This is a genomic window from Amycolatopsis sp. SB7-3, from assembly GCF_041021335.1.
Classification (GTDB): Bacteria; Actinomycetota; Actinomycetes; order Mycobacteriales; family Pseudonocardiaceae; genus Amycolatopsis; species Amycolatopsis japonica.
The window spans coordinates 2,166,172-2,183,595 of record NZ_JBFPJQ010000001.1; the positions used below are offsets into that span (position 1 = coordinate 2,166,172).

The following is a 17,424-nucleotide window of genomic DNA, read 5'->3' on the forward strand; positions in this document are numbered from 1 at the left end:
GATTCTCCAGCGAAGGAGGGACCATGTTGGGTGGCCTTTGGGGCATCATCACCACGATCGTGGTCGGGCTGATCCTCGGCGTCATCGGCCGGATGATCGCGCCCGGCGATCAGAAGATCCCGATGTGGCTGACGATCGTCGTCGGCATCGTCGCCGCGTTCATCGGCAACTGGCTGGCCGGCGTGTTCGGCGTCCGCGACACCGCGGGCATCGACTGGATCCGGCACGCCTTCCAGGTCGGCGCGGCCATCGTCGGCGTCATCGCCGCGGCCGCGATCTACGCCAAGATCAAGGGCGGGCATCGCGCCGCGACCTGACCCAGGACTACGGTCGGCCCCTGTGACCACTCGACTCGAACTCGGTGGCCAGGGGCTGACCTCCCTGTCCGGCATCTCCCTTCCGGCGACGCTGGAGTACCTGGATCTGTACGACAACCGGCTCACGTCCGTTCCCGACGAGCTGTGGTCGCTTTCCGGACTCCGCGTGCTGAATCTGGCCACCAACCGGCTGACCTCCGTCTCGTCCGCCATCGGCGCCTTGCGGAATCTGCACACGCTGGATCTGGGGCACAACGAACTTTCCGTCCTGCCGGACGAACTCGGCGAGCTTTCCGGACTGACCGAATACCTCTACGTGAGCGACAACCGGTTGACCGAGTTCCCCGCCGCGCTGTGTTCGCTCGGACGGCTGAAATACCTGGGGTGCACGGACAATCGCATCCCCACCCTTCCGGAGGATCTTTCCGGCCTGACGTCGTTGCGCGAATTCCGCTTGTACGGCAACGGATTGACCGGGATCCCGGAATCGATGGGGACGCTTTCCGCGTTACGCGAACTGCACCTGCGGAAGAACCTGTTGACCTCCTTGCCGTCCTCCATCGGGGATCTGAGCGAGCTGCGTCAGCTCGACCTGCGGGAGAACCGGCTCACCTCGCTGCCTGATTCCATCACGCGGCTGTCCAAATTGGACAAACTGGATCTGCGGTGGAACAAGGAGCTGCGCGAACCTCCGTGGCTCGCGGACTTCGAGGAGCGGGGCTGCATGGTGCTGCGGTGAAGCTCAGGCCCGTTGGCGGAGCTGATGACGCACTCCGAAAGTGGCCGAACACGTGAACCCGCCCTGGCCGAAGGCCCCGCTATCGCGGTGGCAGGGCGCCTGATCCGCCATCGTGACGGGGAAGACCAGGCGGCGCCCTGCCGACGTCGATCGCGGAGGCGGGTTCACCTATAGGCACTCAGGCGCAGATGATCGCGGTCCTCGGCGAGTAGGTCGCGTTGCGGGTCTCCCGGCGGACCTCCGTACCGGTGACGACGTCGACGAGCACCCGGGTGTCCGAGGTGCTGAACCCGGCCGCGCCGGGATCCGGGACGCAGCCGGGCCCCGAGCCCATCTGCACCGGCTGGGGGACGTACGAGTGCCGCTCGCCGGCCACGCTCTGCACCGAAAACCGTTTCGTACCCCAGATCCGCACCGTCACCGAGCCGTTCGCGGGGATCACCTGGAGCGCGATCCCGGTCGGGGCGTCGTTGACGATCTGCAGCTCGACCGGCGAGCCGTCGGTGTTGATCGCCTTGGCGTCGCGCGCGACGGGATACCGGTCCAGGTAGTTGTCGTGCTCCAGATGGCCGCCGTCGGCGAGGCCCGCCAGGTACGCGGCGTTGTAGAGCGTCGTCGCGAGCTGCGAGACGCCGCCGCCGACCACGACCGGCCCGGTGCCGTCCTCGTTCACCGGGGCGGGCACGTAGCCCGCGTCCGCCGTCCTCGCCCCGGACCGCGCGCCGAGGCTGAACCGCTCGTTCGGCTTCACGATGGCGCCGGAGACCCTGGCGGCCAGCGTCTGCACGTTCGTCATCGCCGGCCCGCTCAAACCCGACGTGGTGAACTCACCGATGACCTCGTTGATGCCGAGGACGTTCGCCGCCTCGGTGCTGACGGCCGGGCTGCTGGCGTCGTAGACCGCTTTCAGCTCCCGCTCTTCGCTCTTGGCGAGCGTCGAGGTTAGCGAGGAAAAGGTGAGGTCCCAGTTGACCTTTCTCGCGTCCTTCGACGGCTGGACCGCCGGCCTGTCGCCGACGAAGACGATCTGCGCGTCCGCCCCGTCGGTCTCGGTCTCCTTGAGCTGTGGCTGCGCCACCGCCCGCAGTTTGCCCTGGTCGATACGGACTTCGAGGTTGCCGTCGTCGCGTGCGGCGAACTGGAAGGACCCCGCGATCACGTTCGGTTTCAGCGTCGCGTCCTTGCCCTCGCCGCGGATGACCAGCGGCTTCGCGACGGCCGGGACGACGATCTTGACGAGCGCCGCGTGCACACCGGGCGAAGTCGCCTTCACGGGCGCGACGTTCACCTTGAACTCGACACCGTTGTCGCTCAACCAGCCCTCGGTGACCGCGGTGACGGCCTCCTTGAGGTCGGCGAGGGTCTGCCCGTTCCGCGGTTCGACCGCGGCCGGGACGACGCCGCCGTCGGTCCCCGCGACCGGCTGGAAGGTGATGTTCCCTTCGACCGGCGGACGGTTCAGCTTCGTGGCGGCGAGGTCCGAGACGGCCTTTTCGAGCTTCGGCGCGTCGGTCCAGGTGACGACGCCGACCTCGCGGCTGGTGAAGAACGACATCAGCCGCGTGTACGGGCTCAGCGGCTGATGGCCGGCGCGGCCCAGCGTCTGCGGCCAGTCCAGACCGAGCCCGGACGAGGTCGGGTACAGCACCGTGCGGACGTCGCCCGCCCGCACCCGGACCGGCTCGATCAACCTCGGCTCCAGCTCCCGGCGCAGCTTCGACTCGGCCTCCTTGTGCGTGAGACCGCCGACGTCGATCCCCGCGACCGTGACGCCGCGCGGGACGTCCCCGGCGCTGACGATCAGGTCGACCGCGTACAGGAGCACGAACAGGCCCATGAGCACGCCGGTGACCATGAGGGCCTTGCCGAGGCCCTTGCGGAACTTCGACGCGGGCGTCGGCGGCGGATGCACCACCCTGTCGCCCTCGAAGAGCTCGTCTACCAGGCCCTCGTCGGTTTCCGGGGCCGAGAGGAGATCTTCGGTGAACAGGTCGGCGCCCGGCTCGTCATGGTCTTCGCGCACCGCCCCTCACCACCCCTCCCGTGGCTCGAGTTACAGGTACAACCCCGTGCCGTGTTCGGTCCGTTCGGTCGCCACGGCGTGGATGTCGCGTTCCCGCATCACCAGGTGCCCCTCGCCCTGGATCTCGACCTCGTGCTGGTCGTCCGGGTTGAACAGCACGCGGTCGCCGGTCTTGACGTTCCGCACACTGTTGCCCACGCCCAGTACATCACCCCACGCGAGCCGCCGCGCCACCTGCGCGGTGGCGGGGATGACGATGCCGCCCGAACTTCGGCGCTCCCCGTCCTCGGGGGACAGCTTCACGAGCACCCTGTCCTGCAGCATCTGAATCTCGAGTTTCGGCCGATCTGACACAGGTACGACTCTACTTACCCGGGTCGCCCGCCATGACCAGGCTCAGCACGCTTTCTCCGCCGGTTTCGAACCGCACCGGCACACCCCAGTCCTGGCGGGTGATGCGGCAGGCGGGATGCTCGCCGCCGTCGTCACAGCTCGCCGCCTGCGCGACGACCTGCAGCACCCCTCCGGTGACGCCCTCGGCGAAGCGGAGCTTGCGGAACAGGTCCGTGCCCACCCCGGCGCCGTCGGCGAGCAGTTCCGGCGGCGACGCGCTGATCTCCAGCCGCGTCGAGGGGCCGAACCGGTCGTCGAGCTTCTCGCCGGGCGGCGGGGTGAAGACGACGGAGAACTCCAGTTCACCCGGCGCGAGCACGGTCGGCGGACGGCGGACCGCGTGCGCGTCCCCGGCCACGGCCTGCTCCCCGAGCGGCACCGGCCCGATCCGGCCGCCCGCCGACTCGACGACCAGCAGTTCGCCGTCGTGCATCAGCAGTCCGGACGGCTCGGCGAGTCCGGTCGCGAGCGTGGTCACCTGGCGGGTGAGCGGGTCGTAGCGGCGGATGGCACCGTTGTAGGTGTCGGCGATCGCGACGGTGTCGCCGGGCAGCACGGCGAGGCCGAGCGGATGCTGCAGCAGCGCCTTGTCGGCGGGTCCGTCGACGTGGCCGAAGGAGAACAGGTCGACGCCGACCGCGGTGTGCACGGTGAACGTCTCGCCCTCGGGCTGGATCCAGCGCAACGCCGACGTCTCCGCGTCCGCGAGCCACAGCTTCTGCCCGTCGGGCATCAGGCCGGACGTCTGCGCGAAGAACGCTTCGTGGACGTCGCCGTCACGCAGGCCCTCGACGGTCGTGCCCGCGAAGCGGCGGATGGTGCCCGAGACCGGCTCGAACACGCTCAGCGTGTGGTTGCCCGCCATGGCGACCACGACGCCGCCCGCGGGGCCCCACCAGGCGACGTCCCAGGGGCTCGTGAGGTCGATGTCGAGCGCCTTGCCGGTGTCGACGCCGTCGCGCCACTGGCGGCCGGTGCCGGCGACCGTGGAGACCTCGCCGGTGATCAGGTCGATCCCGCGCAGCCGGTGACCGGCCGTGTCGGCGACGACGGCGTGATAACCCGCGCGCTCGGCGACCTCGTACGGCAAGAGGGTGATCCCGGACGGCTCGGTGAAGCTCGCCAGGTCGAACGGGCCGTCCTGCGCGCCGCGCTCACCGCTGCCGAAGCGGCGGATGATCGTCTCGCCGTCGGAGGCGAACTCGACGATGGAGTGGTTGCCCGTGTCGGCGACCAGGATGCGGCCTTCGGCGGTGGTGACGGCCTTGCTCGGGAACCGCAGCTCGGTGCGCTGCTCCTCGGCCGGGACGTACGGGCTGCCACCGCGGCGGAGCGTGCCCTTGGCCTCGTGGGTCGCGACGAGGTCGGCGATCACCCGGCGCAGCGCCTCGGCGTGCCCCTCGCCGGCGGCGACGTGGACGACGTAACCCTCGGGGTCGACGACGACCAGCGTCGGCCACGCCTTGACCGCGTATTGCGACCAGGTGGTCATCTTCGGGTCGTTGAGAACCGGGTGGTGCACCTCGTAACGGCGCACGGCGGCCTCGATCGCGGCCGCCTCGCCCTCGTGCAGGAACTTGGGCGAATGCACGCCGATGGTCACCAGGACGTCGGCGAACTCGGCCTCCAGCGGGCGCAGCTCGTCCAGCACGTGCAGGCAGTTGATGCAGCCGCTGGTCCAGAAGTCCAGCAGGACGACGCGGCCGCGCAGCCCGGCGAGCGTGATCCGCTCGCCGCCGGTGTTGAGCCACCCGTCACCGGCGAGCTCGGGGGCGCGCACACGGGACTGCGTTCGTGGGGAAGTCACGACATGAGTGAACTACACGCGTGGCCGTGCTGTTCCGAGGTCCAGGCGTTGAGAGGGCGAGCTCACCCCTCGGGAGGAGGCCCATGTGGGTGATGAGGGAGTGGTGTTAAAAGGGAAGGCGCCTTCGCGTTGCGCAATTTAGGCTCGAACACATGTCCACTGTTGAGCACGCCTTCACCATCGAGGAGGCACACGACCTCCAGGCGAGCTTGGCCGAACCCGTGCGTCCCGGGTTGAGCGAGGCCGAGCTCGACGACGTCGAAGCCCGCTTCGGCTTCCGGTTCGCCGCCGACCACCGGACGTTTTTGTCCGCCGGGGTGCCGATCGGCGACCGCTGGCCGGACTGGCGCTGCGGCAACCCCGACCAGCTGCGAAAACGCCTGGATTGGCCGGTCGACGGGGTGCTTTACGACGTCGAACACAACGGCTTCTGGCTGCCGGACTGGGGCATGCGCCCGATCGACCTCGCCGACGCGCTTTCACGGGCGCGATCACACCTGGCGCTCGCGCCGCAGCTGGTACCCGTCTGCGGGCACCGGTATCTGCCCGGGATCGCCAGGAGCACGGGATATCCGGTGCTGTCGGTGTATCAGACCGACATCGTCTATTACGGCTACGACCTGCGGGGATACCTGCAGCACGACTTTTGCGGCCAGCCGCTGGGCCCGCCGCCGGAGGGCGGGCCGCGGCACGTCGAGTTCTGGTCGCGGTTCGTCGAATGAACGGCCCGTTCATGACTTGAGTTTGCGGAGTGGGGCCGCTACATGTGGCGGCGTTGAGCGGCGTGTGTCACCACATGTGCCCCAAGTGGTAGCAAAGGTCCCTTGCTCTTTTCGGTGATCCGGGACCGGCCGTGGTATGGGTCAGGACTCGGCCGCGGCCTTCAGCCGGGCCAGCGTCGCGGCGATGTTCGCCCGGTTGGCGTCGTCCCGCTTCCAGACCCCGGTGAACAGCGACGTCGGCCCGCGCAGCCAGCCCGGCCGCCGATCCCATGTGCTCTCGACGGCCACGCAACCGTCGCCCGACGCCTCGATGTCGTACTGCCAGCGCGCGACGGGAAGCCCGGCGACGGTGGTCACCTCGAACGCGAACCGCTTGCCCTCGTCGGCATCCGTGATCGTCGAGAGCGTGCTCCAGCGACGGAGACCGCGGCGGTTCCGGCCGCGGAACTTGGCGCCGACAGCCGCCCCCGCGGCTCCCACCCAGCGGTGTCCCTCGTACTCCTCGGCCATGCCCGCGAGCGCACCCGGGTCACTGACCAGGGAATACACCTTCTCGGGCGGGGCGGCGATCGCGATCTTTCCGGTGGCGCTGGGCTCAGTCATGACATACCTCCGTACTGAGGGTATGTGAAATACCCTCAGTTGTCCCGGCGGAGCATGCGACTGATCCCGGCCGCGACCGTCGTCGCCAGCACCCAGCCCGACGCGGTGAACCCGGCCGCGACCCAGTTGTCCATGCCGTGCATGTACCAGCGCGACTTGTTGCCGAAGTCGACGATCGGGACCAGCAGGTCGATCGTGTACAGCACCGGATTCCACTGCAGTCCGGTGTCGTCCTGGTTGACCAGGCAGCGCGGCCCGCTCACCGTGAGATTGGGTTTGGTGACGCAGTCGTCGACGCCGAACCCGAACCACAGGCTGCCCAGCACCAACAACGTCAACAGCCAGCCGAGCGCACGCACCGGACGGAAGCCGTAGCCGACCATCGACCGCTGCAACCAGCTCCACACGTGCACGCCGGGCCCGAAGAACTTGAAGCCCTTCGCGAGCGCCTCGTACCGGAACTGCTGTTTCTTCAACAGCACCGTGGAGGCGTGCTCTTCATTACCGGACGCGCGCAGCGTCGCCGCCAGCTGGTCGTAGGGGCCCGGGCGGTAACCGTCCATCGCCTTGCGCAGCAACACGATCCGATGGTCGATCGCCCGGTCGTCGTCGAGTGCGATGTCCTCTTGCAGTGCGTCGTAACGGAAATCCTCCAGCTCGATCCCCGTCGCCGACGCCCAGAACGCCTCGTTGTCGCCCAGCGTCCCGCAATGCGCCCGGCGCAGCACGATCCGGCCGTCCGGCGGAACGGCGGGCGTGAGCAGGAATTCGTCGGCCGACACGTCACTGCCGTCGAGCGCGATCCCGTGCTGCGGCAGGGAACCGAGCCGCGCACCACGGAAGTCGACGCGTCGTGCGATCTGCGCGCCGTCGAGGTTGACCCCGCCCTGCGCGACGAACGGACGTTCCTTGTTCTCGGTGAGGATCAGATCCCGGCCGATCCGCGCGGTGCGGACGTCCAGCGAGTAGCTGGTCCGCGTGCGCGCGCCGGGCTCGGTCAGGCTCGTGCCGAAGAGGTTCACGCTGCCGCCGATCTCGGCGCCCTGCAAGCGCAACGTGCCCTGGACGGTCGCGTCCGTGAGCTGGAAGTTGCCCGCGATCTTCGCGCGCCGCGCGGAAAAGACGTCGCGGCGCGGGTGCAGGAACATCGAGTTCCACGCCAGCACGTTGCCACCGACGGTGATGTCGGCCATGCGCAACTGACCGGACGGCACCCGCAGGCTCGTCGCCTCGAGATCGCCGCCGATGGTGGTCCCGTCGAGATGGATCGCGCGGTCGTAGTAGGGAATGCTCTGCCCGCGGACGACCTGGACCTCGGCGCCCGCCAACCGCAGCGAACCGCCGATGCGGGCGTTGACCATCCGCAGCGTCCCGGTGGCCTGCATGCCGTCGCTCAGCTCGAGGTTCCCGTTGACCGTCGAGCGATCCGCGACCAACGCGGGCCGCGGATCGATGTACGGATCGTTCGATTTCCACGCGTCGACGACGATCGGCCCGGACTGGTTCACCGAGAGCTTGGCCTCGCGCAGGATGATGTCACTGTCCACAGTGGCGCTCGGCAGGTACATGATCCCACTGGCGGAGAAGCGTTTCCGCTGCGCGGCGGGCCCGTAGTTGTCCACCTCGCACAGCAGACTGCCGCCGATGTGGATGCCGTTGCCGTTGAGCGCGAAGCCGTCCCGGTTGTTCAGCGTCGCGCCGGAGAAGTTGACGTTACCGCCGGCCCGCATACCCGGGATGCGGACTTCTCCGTTGGCCACCAGCCGATACGCCAGCAGCGCGCCGACGATGTTGACCCGGTCGGCCTGGATCGCCTTGCCGCGAGGATGCGTGATCACCGTGCGGGTCAGCACGACCGAACCCTCGATGACCGCGTCGGTGAGATTGACCGCCGCGTTCGGCATCCCGCGCTCGCGATCGTCGCCGCGCTGGACCGTGGTCTCCTCGATCTCGTGCTCGGCGTCGACGTGCACGACACTGCGGATGAGGCGGACGTCGTTGCGGGTGCGGAGGTTGCGTGCCTTGAGCCCCGGCAGCCAGCACTTGCGGAACACGAGCCCGAGCAGATGCGCCTCGCGGACGTCCGGCGGATGCTCGAACCGGCACCGCTCGAAGCGGAACAGATACTTGATGTCGGCGGCGCGCAGATCGAGCGTCCCGGTGATGTACGCGTCCTCGACCTGCACGATCGGCGCGTTGGTCGCCTGGCGGCGCCACCGGAGCAGCCCCGTCGTCCCCGGCTTCATCAGCTCGGACGCCGGGACCTCGTACCGCTTGTCGGGGTTCGGGTCGAACGGGTCGAGCGGCGGCAAGGACGTGTCGCCGTTCTGGTCACCTTCCCCCGGATCGCGCGGCCCGTTGTTGCGCCGAAAACCCGGCATCGTTTCGCTTCCCTCCCCCGTCGTTCCTCGGCCCCCAGCGAAGCCGATCACGCACGGGGTTCGCAAGTGGCCCGGGACAGTGGACCGGAACCTGCCACGGGGTCGCGACGGCAGAACGGCCGACTCGGGTGCTGGAACAGGCCGTTTGGGTCCGCGGTGGTGATCTTGGGCGGATTCGCCGCCGGGGCGTTGTGTCGCTGCTACGGTCACTCACCGGAGTCGGTGGTGGACTACAAGTTGGTCGCGGCCGTTGGGAGAAGCCATGACACGACCGGGAAGCGCAGGTGATTACGCCGAGGCCGACTTCGGGACCTCGAAGCAGATCCGCACCGCCCATCGAAGTCAAGAACAGATCGTCCTCGACGCCCTCCTGCGGATCGGGAAGACCGCCTGATGCGATCCACCGCCATGTCCTGACCTCGGCGACACTGGCATCGATCGCGTCGCTCGGAGGCTGCGGCGACAAGAATGCCGACACCCCGCCCTCGATCAAACCTCCATCCACCGGAGCTCCTGCCGTGACAGATCCGATCACGAACACCTCGGCGGTCGAAGCAGACCCGTGCGCTGCTATTTCCGCCGCGGAGATCGAAGCCATCGCTGGGAAGGTCAAGCGGACACGTGCCGAGGACACGACCTCGGGCGCGGCTTGCACCTGGGTCTTCGGCAACAAAGACGGACTAGGCGCCCTCTGCACGCAGCACGCTTCGGGAAACCTCACGACCTTCAAGCCAGTGGATCCGATAGAGGGATACCCCGCTGTCGTATATGCCAACGAGGGCGAAGGCAAGGGAAACCGCACTCTCGCCGTCGGTGTTCGGGACGACCTCGTCTACAACTTGACCCCGCGGCTTTCCAGCGAGCACCCGTCCTATTCGGACCCCGGCGGCCTGGCGGTCAAGGTGGCCGCGGCGGCGATCAAGAACCTCAAGAAGTCCTGATCAGGCAAACCGGCTTTCCACGGCAAAACACACTGGTTCGTCCCACCTTTCGATGGTGATCTTCCGCGAAGGGGCTGATCAACGCTTTACCTGCTGCTATCGTCACCGGTTGGAGTCGGCAGGGAACTACGGGTAGGTCGCGCCCCATCGCGGCCCGTGCGGGGAGGCACGACATGACAGGACCGGGAAGTGGCCCTCAGGGGGTCTACAACCAGCTCAACACGACACCGCAGCAGGCCCCGCCGCCGGGCTCGGGGTTGATTCAGGGCGCCGCCGCGGCACCGCCACCGCCTGGTCCGCCGCCGAACTACACCGAACTGGGTAGCGGCCAGGCGAAGGCCGACTTCGCGGCCGCCTCGGCGAACGGGGGCTGGGAGTTCGATCCGGTGGCGATGGACCACGTGATCAAGTCGCTCGAGGACTGCATCGACACCGACTTCCGCCTGGCACAGAACGAAGCCACCTGGCTGACGCAGATCAAACCGCCCGGCGATGAGGTCGGCAGCCAGGGCTACACGACAGCCGCCAACGCATCTGGCGCTGCCTACCAAGCATTTCTCAAGGGTGCTCAGGACTACACCACGTCCTATGTCAGAACTCTTAAGCAGATCCGGACCGCCTATAAAGCACAGGACCAGGCGGCGATCGACGCGCTCCGCCAGATTGGAAAAGTCGACTGATGCGACCCACAGCTGCCTTCATCACCCTCGCGACGTTGGCCTCGGTTGCCTTGCTCGGTGGCTGCAGCGATCAGAAGTCCGGCACACCCACACCGACGAGCGCACCCTCCTCCACCGGACTGCCCTCTAACGGAGCTCCGGCCGTGGCCGATCCGATCACCAACACCGCGGGTGTGGAGACAGACCCGTGCAGTGCGATCCCCAACCCGGTGATCGAATCCATCGGCGGCAAGGTCAAGCGGACCGATCTTGAGAAGTTGAGCATGGGCAACTCCTGCGCTTGGATCTTCCAAGAAGCGCCGAACACCGTCAGCGCGGGGCTCGTCACCGGGAACAAGGACGGCCTGAGCGCCTTGTACGCACAGAACGCGACTGGTGGCCTCACCACCTTCAAGCCGGTCGATCCGGTCAACGGGTACCCAGCGGTCATCTACGCCAACGGTGGCGAAGGCAGGGGAACCTGCACTCTCGCCGTCGGTGTCCGAAACGACCTCGTCTACACCGTTATCCCGCGCCTGAGTGATGACCACCCTTCCTTTTCAGACCCATGCGGGATGGCGACCAAGGTCGCTGAGGCAGCGCTCAAGAATCTCAAAGGGGCGTAGGCCATGACCTACAGTGGCTGGGAGATCTTCACCAAGCTCAATACCTACCCCGAAACCACGGCGACCCTGGACAGGGCACAGCAGGCATCTCATAGCTTGATGGACACCCACGGGCGCATCAGCACGGCCATGGAGAAGAGCCAAACCGCCCTGAGTGCCTTCTGGAAGGGCAAGGCCGCCGACTCCGGAACAGCAGGCCTCGCCCCGCTCATCGCGACGTCCAAGATCGCCGGCGAGAACATGGACCGCGCCCGCCAGTCGATGTTCGACCAGAACGCCTCCTTCCATTACACGCGCGGCAATGTCCGCCCGGTCGAGAAGGAGCGCGCGGGGGACAGCGGGCCCGAGGACATCCTGTCCATCGGCGCGAGTGACGACGAGATCGCGGCGGCGAAGTTCGACGCCGACACCAAGCACAACGTCGAGATCTACGAGCCGTACTACCAGAGCACCCAGCCGCGGCAGCAGTCGCTCGCGCCGGTCTATCCGGCCGCGCATGATCCGAACGTGTCGGCGGGGCCGATCACGCCGGATCCGATCGATCCTGGGCAGACCAAGGTCAGCGGGTTCAGCGGCGGGCCGGGCGACTCCGGGCGGCACAGTGCTCCCGGTGGGTACACCGGTGGGCCGAGTTCGTACAGCGCGCCTCCGGGGGCCGAGGGGTATCAGGCGCCGAGGCCGCCGCAGGTTCCGCCGGCGCCGAGGGTGCCGCAGATGCCGCGGCCACTCCCGTCTCCGCGGCCGAACGACCAGACCGACCTTTCCCGGGCGAACGACCTGATCCAAGCGAAGCCGATCGACTATCGCCAACCCGGCTTCGGGCCCGGCGGGCCGGGCACCGGTGGACCTGGCGGCGGCAACGGCTTCGGGCCGGGATCGGGCGGATTCACTGGCGGTTTCGGGCCCGGCGGCGGGTTCGGGCCGGGTGGGTCCACGGGTGGGCCCGGGAGCATGGGGCCCGGTCGCGGCGTCGGCGCCGCGATGCCCGGTGAAAGCGCGATGCGCGGTACGCCGGCGGGCGGTGCCGCGGCGGCGGGTCGTCCCGGCGCGCCGGGTATGGGCGGTGGCGGCATGGGTGGCGGCGCCGGCAAGGGCAAGGGCGGCGAGGACGAGGAGCACCAGCGCAAGATCACGCTGCAGGAAGAGGACGGCGACTCCCTCTTCGGTGGTTACGACGGTGACAAGCCGGTTCCGCCGGTGATCGGCGCGTAACGTGCTGCAGAAACCCGTCGAACTGACGCTTCAGACCTACGAAACCCTGCTGGACCAACACAACCTCGGCGACATCCATCCGACGCTCGTCCGCGGCGCGCAGTGGTACCTGCCCGAGGAACGACGTGAGCTCGCCGCCACCGCGCAGTCCGAATTGGACAGACAAGGACTGCTCAGACGCGGCAAGATCGACGACGAATTCCTCGACACACTGCGTTTCCTGCAGCGGCCGGCCGTGGAGTACTACTCGTGGGTGAAGTCCGAGGGACGTGAACGGACGGTTCGCGCCGCGGGAAGTGGCCGGGAAGCGGTCAGCGTCGTCCTCGTCGACAAGGTCGTCTACCTGACACCGACGCGGCCGGACACGCTGGCGCAGGATTTCACCGGCCTGCTTCCCGAGGCAGCCGCCGCACGCACGCCGTCCTTGAACTGCTCGGAGGCCGATCTCCAGGTCCTGATGAAGGGCGAAATGCTCACCGGCTCCGGCCCGAGCATCCGCGACGCCAAGAAGATCCTCCAGTGGATCCGGTCGCCGCACACCTTCTTCGGCAGGCTTTACGTCGCCATCCGTGACGGCGGCGGCAACCGGAAACGCGTCGAAAGGCCGCCGGGCTGGATGGACACCGAACACGGCCGCGTCGTGTTCGGCCCGGACGCCAAGGGCTGGGTGAGCCTCATGGGCGCCGGGCCGCACGAAATCATCGCGAAGGTCGTCCAGCTGGAGTCGCAGCTTCGCGGACGCTAGCCCTGGTGGTTCGGGTTCAGGACCCGCGAGAGGAACGTCTTCGTGCGCTCCTCCTGCGGGTCCCCGATCACCTGGTCCGGCGCGCCCTGCTCGACGACGACGCCGCCGTCCATGAACAGCACGATGTCGGCCACTTCACGCGCGAACTGCATTTCGTGCGTGACGACGAGCATCGTCATACCCTCTTGCGCGAGTTGCCGCATGACCGCGAGGACGTCGCCGACCAGTTCCGGGTCCAGCGCCGACGTCGGCTCGTCGAACAGCATGACGTCGGGATCCATCGAGAGCGCCCTGGCGATCGCGACACGCTGCTGCTGCCCGCCGGAAAGCTGTGTCGGCAGCGAAGACTCCTTCTCCGCCAACCCGACCTTCGCGAGGTTTTCCCGCGCGACGCGCTCCGCCTCTTCCTTGCCGCGCTTCAACACCTTGCGCTGAGCGACGGTGAGGTTTTCGAGCACGCTCAGGTGCGAGAAAAGATTGAACGACTGGAAGACCATGCCGATCTTCGTGCGGGCGCCGTCGATGTCGACGTCCGGGTCGGTGATCTCGCTGCCGTTGACCACGATCTTGCCCTGCTGCGGTTCCTCGAGGAGGTTGACGCAGCGCAGCAGCGTCGATTTGCCGGAACCCGACGGGCCGATGATGCAGACGACCTGGCCGCGCTGGACCTCCAGGTCGATGCCCTTGAGCACCTCGAGCTCGCCGAACGCCTTGTGCAGTCCCGAAACTTCGACGATCGTCTGGGTGCTCATACCGTTCCTCCGCCGGGCACTCCGGCTCCGTATTTCTTCTCTAGCCGCTGCTGCAGGATCGACAGCGGAATGGTGATGACGAGGTAGCACAGACCGGCGACGACGATCGGGGTCAGGCCCTTGGCCTCCAGCAGCGCCTGACGGCTGAACTGCGCGAGTTCCTGTTGCGCCGGGGTGGTGCCGAGCAGGAACGCCAGCGAAGAGTCCTTCGTCAGCATGATCAGCTCGTTGGCCAGCGGCGGCAGGATGATCCGGAACGCCTGCGGGATCACGATGGTGATCATCGTGCGGGCGGGCGACATGCCGAGCGAACGCGCGGCCTCGATCTGGCCGCGCGGCACCGCCTGGATACCGGCGCGAATGGTCTCCGCCATGTAGGCCGAGGACACGATGCCCAGCGCCAGCATGATCGCGACGTTGCGCGGCAGCTGGGTGTTGAACGCCGTGGGCACACCGATGCCGACGGCGAGGAAGATCAGCAACGCGGGCAGACCGCGGAAGAACTCGATGTACCCGCGCGCGAACCAGCGGTACGGGCCGACCGAGGAAAGTCTCATGAGGGCGAGCACGAGGCCCAGCCCGAGGCCGAGCGCGAAGCCCAGCGCGGTGAAGATGACGGTGTTCTTCAGCGCGACCGTGATCACGTCCGGGAACTGCTTGGCGGCGACTTCGAGGTCGAAGAACGCCTTGCCGATCTTGCTCCAGTCGGCCAGCAGCGCGAGCACGATGACGATCACCAGCAGCAGGACGTATTGCCCGGTCCGGAACGCCGAACGTCGCTGGCGGCGGCTCAAAGCCATTTCTCTCCTCAAACAGGTGGCGACAAACCTGTGGCCGGTGCGCGGGGCACCGGCCACAGGGGACGGATTATCAACCGGCGGTCGGGCTGCCCGGCTGCCAGGTCGGCGCCTTGCCGAACCACTTCTGGTAGATCTGCGCGTAGGAGCCGTCCGCCACGGACGCCTTGAGCACCTCGTTGACCTGGCCGAGGAGGGCGCTGTTGCCCTTCTTCACGCCGATGCCGTAGAACTCGTTCGTCTTGAACTCGGTGACCACCGTCGTGTCCGGGTTCGTCTTCGCGAAGTCGTAGAGCACGCCGTTGTCGTTGACGCCCGCGTCGACCGTGCCGTTCTTGACGGCCTGCTCCAGCAGCGCGAGGTCGTCGAAGGTGACGATCTCGGCGCCCTTCGCCTTCTCCTTGGCGTAGTCGGCGCCGGTGGTGGCCGACTGGACACCGATCTTCTTGCCCGTCACGTTGGAGAGGTCCTTGATCGGCGAACCGGTCTTGACCAGCAGCGCCTGGGTCGCCTCGAAGTACGGGTCGGAGAAGTCGAACTTCTCCTTGCGCTTGTCGGTGATCGTCATACCGGCCGCGGCGAGGTCGCACTGTCCGCTGTTCATCGCTTCGCCGGACTCGATGTTCTCGAAGGCGATGTCGACGATGCTCTGCTCGACACCCAGCTTCTTGCCGACCAGGTCGACCAGGTCGACGTCGAAGCCGACGATCTTGTCGCCCTGCTTGACCTGGAAGGGCTGGTAGGGCAGGTGCGTGCAGGTGGTGACCTTGCCGGACGCGACGAGCTGGACGCCGCCGGCCGCGGTTCCGCCTTCCTCGCCGCACGCGGACAGCGCACCCGCGGCCAGGGCGAGCGCCGGGATCAGGGCGAGCGCTTTGAATCGAGCCACGTCGTCACTCCTCGTAGTTCCCATGTGTCGAGAGCACGCATATTGCCACTCATCCGGCGGCAATCACAGCACTACGACGTTACAGCGCCGTTTCGGCCGTCACGGGCGTTGCATGAGGTATCGCGCCGACATGGCAGGGTGAGCGAGTATGGCGACCATGAACAACAACTCGGCGCCCCGTCTCCCACCTGCGGGCCGCCGCCCGCGGACGACGACGTCGGCCCGGCGCGCGGCGAAACCCGGGGCGCAGTTCGATGGCTATCTTTCGCCGTCGCGGCCGCACGCGGGCGCGTACGACGAGATGTTCACCGCCGACGGCACGGTCCGCCAGCCGTACCGCGCGCTGTACGAATCGATCTCCGCGCTGACGTCGGCGGACCTTTCGTCCCGGTCGGCGGCGATCGACCGGGCGATGGTGGATCAGGGCATCACGTTCTCGCTGTCGGGCCAGGAACGCCCGTTCCCGCTCGACCTGGTCCCGCGCGTGATCACCACCGCCGAATGGAGCAAACTCGAACGCGGTGTGGCGCAACGGGTCCGCGCGCTCGAAGCCTTTCTCGCCGACGTGTACGGCGACCGGCAGATCCTGCGTGACGGCGTTCTCCCTCGACGGCTGATCACCTCGTGCGAGCATTTCCAGCGCGAGGCGTTCGGGATCAACCCGCCCAACGGCGTCCGTATCCATGTGTCCGGTGTGGACCTGGTGCGCGACGAGGAGGGCACCTTCCGGGTGCTGGAGGACAACCTCCGCAACCCGTCCGGCGTGTCGTACGTGATGGAGAACCGCCGCACGATGGCGCGCGTGTTCCCGGACCTGTTCGCCCAGCACCGGGTGCGCCCGGTCGGCGATTACGCCTCGCATCTGCTGCGCGCGCTGCGGGCGGCGGCCGCGGCGAACGTCGCCGACCCGATGGTCGTCGTGCTCACGCCCGGCGTGCACAACTCCGCGTATTTCGAGCATTCGCTGCTGGCCCGGCTCATGGGGGTCGAGCTGGTCGAGGGCCGCGACATGTTCTGCCGGGACAACGTCGTCTACCTGCGCACCACCGAGGGCGAACGGCAGGTCGACGTCATCTATCGGCGGATCGACGACGAGTTCCTCGATCCGGTGCACTACCGGCCGGATTCCGTGCTCGGTGTGGCCGGGATCCTCAACGCGGCGCGCGCGGGCAACGTCGTGATCGCGAACGCGGTCGGCAACGGCGTCGGCGACGACAAGCTCGTCTACACCTACGTGCCCGAGATGGTGAAGTACTACCTCAACGAGAAGCCGCTGCTGCCCAACGTCGACACCTTCCGGTGCTGGCTGCCGGACGAGTTCGACCACGTCATGCGGCATATGGACGAGCTGGTGATCAAACCGGTCGAAGGTTCGGGCGGGTACGGCATCGTGTTCGGCCCGGAGGCGACCCAGGCCGAGCTGACCGCGCTCAAACGTAAAGTCCGGGCGAACAAGCGTGGCTGGATCGCCCAGCCGGTGGTCCAGCTGTCCACCGTTCCGTCCAAAGTGGACGACCGGCTGGCGCCGCGGCACGTCGATCTCCGGCCGTTCGCGGTCAACGACGGCAAGGAGATCTTCGTCCTGCCGGGCGGGCTGACCAGGGTCGCGCTCCCGGAGGGCAGCCTGGTCGTCAACTCGTCGCAGGGCGGCGGCTCCAAGGACACCTGGGTGCTCGCGCCGCGGTCCTCGACGGCGGAACGGGAACTGGACCGGCCCGCGCTCGGCGCACTGTCCCAAGTGGACGGTCTGGTCGCCGAACAGGGCCCGGAGCTGACCACCACCCAGCAACAGCAGCAGCAACAGGCATAAGGGAGGTT

General features: G+C 67.8%; 18 protein-coding genes. 10 read left to right on the plus strand and 8 right to left on the minus strand.

Annotated elements, in window-relative coordinates; translation table 11 throughout:
• Positions 1-23 precede the first annotated feature (23 nt).
• A complete protein-coding gene (locus AB8M46_RS10640; protein ID WP_038521684.1) occupies positions 24-317 on the plus strand; it encodes a GlsB/YeaQ/YmgE family stress response membrane protein in 294 nt (97 codons plus the stop codon).
• Positions 318-339: 22 nt separating this feature from the next.
• Positions 340-1,056, plus strand: a complete 717-nt coding sequence (locus tag AB8M46_RS10645) for a leucine-rich repeat domain-containing protein (RefSeq protein WP_394360190.1) — start codon at positions 340-342, stop codon at positions 1,054-1,056.
• Between the two features lie 178 nt (positions 1,057-1,234).
• Here the strand turns inward: AB8M46_RS10645 and AB8M46_RS10650 are convergent, their stop codons facing one another.
• Genes AB8M46_RS10650 through AB8M46_RS10660 form a run of 3 tightly spaced genes read right to left on the minus strand, consistent with a single transcriptional unit; the run spans position 1,235 to position 5,252 of the window.
• Entirely contained in the window at positions 1,235-3,079 is a 1,845-nt protein-coding gene (locus AB8M46_RS10650; protein ID WP_394360191.1) for a VanW family protein, read from the minus strand.
• Positions 3,080-3,109: 30 nt separating this feature from the next.
• Entirely contained in the window at positions 3,110-3,403 is a 294-nt protein-coding gene (locus AB8M46_RS10655; RefSeq protein WP_007032412.1) for a co-chaperone GroES, read from the minus strand.
• Positions 3,404-3,443: 40 nt separating this feature from the next.
• A complete protein-coding gene (locus AB8M46_RS10660) occupies positions 3,444-5,252 on the minus strand; it encodes an NHL domain-containing thioredoxin family protein (protein WP_394360878.1) in 1,809 nt (602 codons plus the stop codon).
• 179 nt (positions 5,253-5,431) lie between these two features.
• Here AB8M46_RS10660 and AB8M46_RS10665 point away from each other — a divergent pair, with 179 nt between their 5' ends.
• Positions 5,432-6,001 (plus strand): hypothetical protein, encoded by a 570-nt coding sequence (locus AB8M46_RS10665; RefSeq protein ID WP_394360192.1) that lies wholly within the window; start codon positions 5,432-5,434, stop codon positions 5,999-6,001.
• Positions 6,002-6,142: 141 nt separating this feature from the next.
• Here AB8M46_RS10665 and AB8M46_RS10670 read toward each other — a convergent pair whose 3' ends face one another.
• A complete protein-coding gene (locus AB8M46_RS10670; RefSeq protein WP_037334400.1) occupies positions 6,143-6,604 on the minus strand; it encodes an SRPBCC family protein in 462 nt (153 codons plus the stop codon).
• A 35-nt stretch (positions 6,605-6,639) separates the two neighbouring features.
• On the minus strand, positions 6,640-8,985 hold the full coding sequence (locus tag AB8M46_RS10675; protein WP_037334397.1) for a hypothetical protein: 2,346 nt from the start codon (positions 8,983-8,985) through the stop codon (positions 6,640-6,642).
• A 262-nt stretch (positions 8,986-9,247) separates the two neighbouring features.
• Between AB8M46_RS10675 and AB8M46_RS10680 the strand changes: the two genes are divergently transcribed.
• The 6 genes from AB8M46_RS10680 (at position 9,248) to AB8M46_RS10705 (ending at position 13,168) form a co-directional block, all read left to right on the plus strand.
• On the plus strand, positions 9,248-9,379 hold the full coding sequence (locus tag AB8M46_RS10680; protein ID WP_255355305.1) for a hypothetical protein: 132 nt from the start codon (positions 9,248-9,250) through the stop codon (positions 9,377-9,379).
• Positions 9,380-9,422: 43 nt separating this feature from the next.
• Positions 9,423-9,926, plus strand: coding sequence for a DUF3558 family protein (locus AB8M46_RS10685; RefSeq protein ID WP_394360879.1), 504 nt, complete (start codon positions 9,423-9,425; stop codon positions 9,924-9,926).
• Between the two features lie 173 nt (positions 9,927-10,099).
• Positions 10,100-10,606: a PE domain-containing protein gene (locus AB8M46_RS10690; protein WP_394360193.1), complete on the plus strand. Its 507-nt coding sequence runs from the start codon at positions 10,100-10,102 to the stop codon at positions 10,604-10,606.
• The gene (locus AB8M46_RS10695; RefSeq protein WP_037334391.1) at positions 10,606-11,211 is read left to right on the plus strand and encodes a DUF3558 domain-containing protein; all 606 of its coding nucleotides are present in this window, start codon (positions 10,606-10,608) and stop codon (positions 11,209-11,211) included. Before AB8M46_RS10690 ends, AB8M46_RS10695 begins: the two co-directional genes overlap by 1 nt.
• A 3-nt stretch (positions 11,212-11,214) precedes the next feature.
• Entirely contained in the window at positions 11,215-12,423 is a 1,209-nt protein-coding gene (locus AB8M46_RS10700; RefSeq protein ID WP_394360194.1) for a hypothetical protein, read from the plus strand.
• 1 nt (position 12,424) lies between these two features.
• Positions 12,425-13,168, plus strand: coding sequence for an ESX secretion-associated protein EspG (locus tag AB8M46_RS10705; RefSeq protein WP_394360195.1), 744 nt, complete (start codon positions 12,425-12,427; stop codon positions 13,166-13,168).
• Here the strand turns inward: AB8M46_RS10705 and AB8M46_RS10710 are convergent.
• From AB8M46_RS10710 to AB8M46_RS10720, 3 genes are all read right to left on the minus strand, one after another.
• Positions 13,165-13,920 (minus strand): amino acid ABC transporter ATP-binding protein, encoded by a 756-nt coding sequence (locus tag AB8M46_RS10710; protein WP_037334383.1) that lies wholly within the window; start codon positions 13,918-13,920, stop codon positions 13,165-13,167. The two genes, AB8M46_RS10705 and AB8M46_RS10710, sit on opposite strands and share 4 nt — an antisense overlap.
• Positions 13,917-14,720 carry an amino acid ABC transporter permease gene (locus tag AB8M46_RS10715; protein WP_037334379.1) on the minus strand — a complete coding sequence of 268 codons (804 nt, stop codon included), beginning with the start codon at positions 14,718-14,720 and terminating at the stop codon, positions 13,917-13,919. Before AB8M46_RS10715 ends, AB8M46_RS10710 begins: the two co-directional genes overlap by 4 nt.
• A gap of 70 nt (positions 14,721-14,790) precedes the next feature.
• Entirely contained in the window at positions 14,791-15,606 is an 816-nt protein-coding gene (locus AB8M46_RS10720) for a basic amino acid ABC transporter substrate-binding protein (RefSeq protein ID WP_037334376.1), read from the minus strand.
• 148 nt (positions 15,607-15,754) lie between these two features.
• Between AB8M46_RS10720 and AB8M46_RS10725 the strand changes: the two genes are divergently transcribed.
• A complete protein-coding gene (locus AB8M46_RS10725; protein WP_052120306.1) occupies positions 15,755-17,416 on the plus strand; it encodes a circularly permuted type 2 ATP-grasp protein in 1,662 nt (553 codons plus the stop codon).
• Positions 17,417-17,424: the final 8 nt, after the last annotated feature.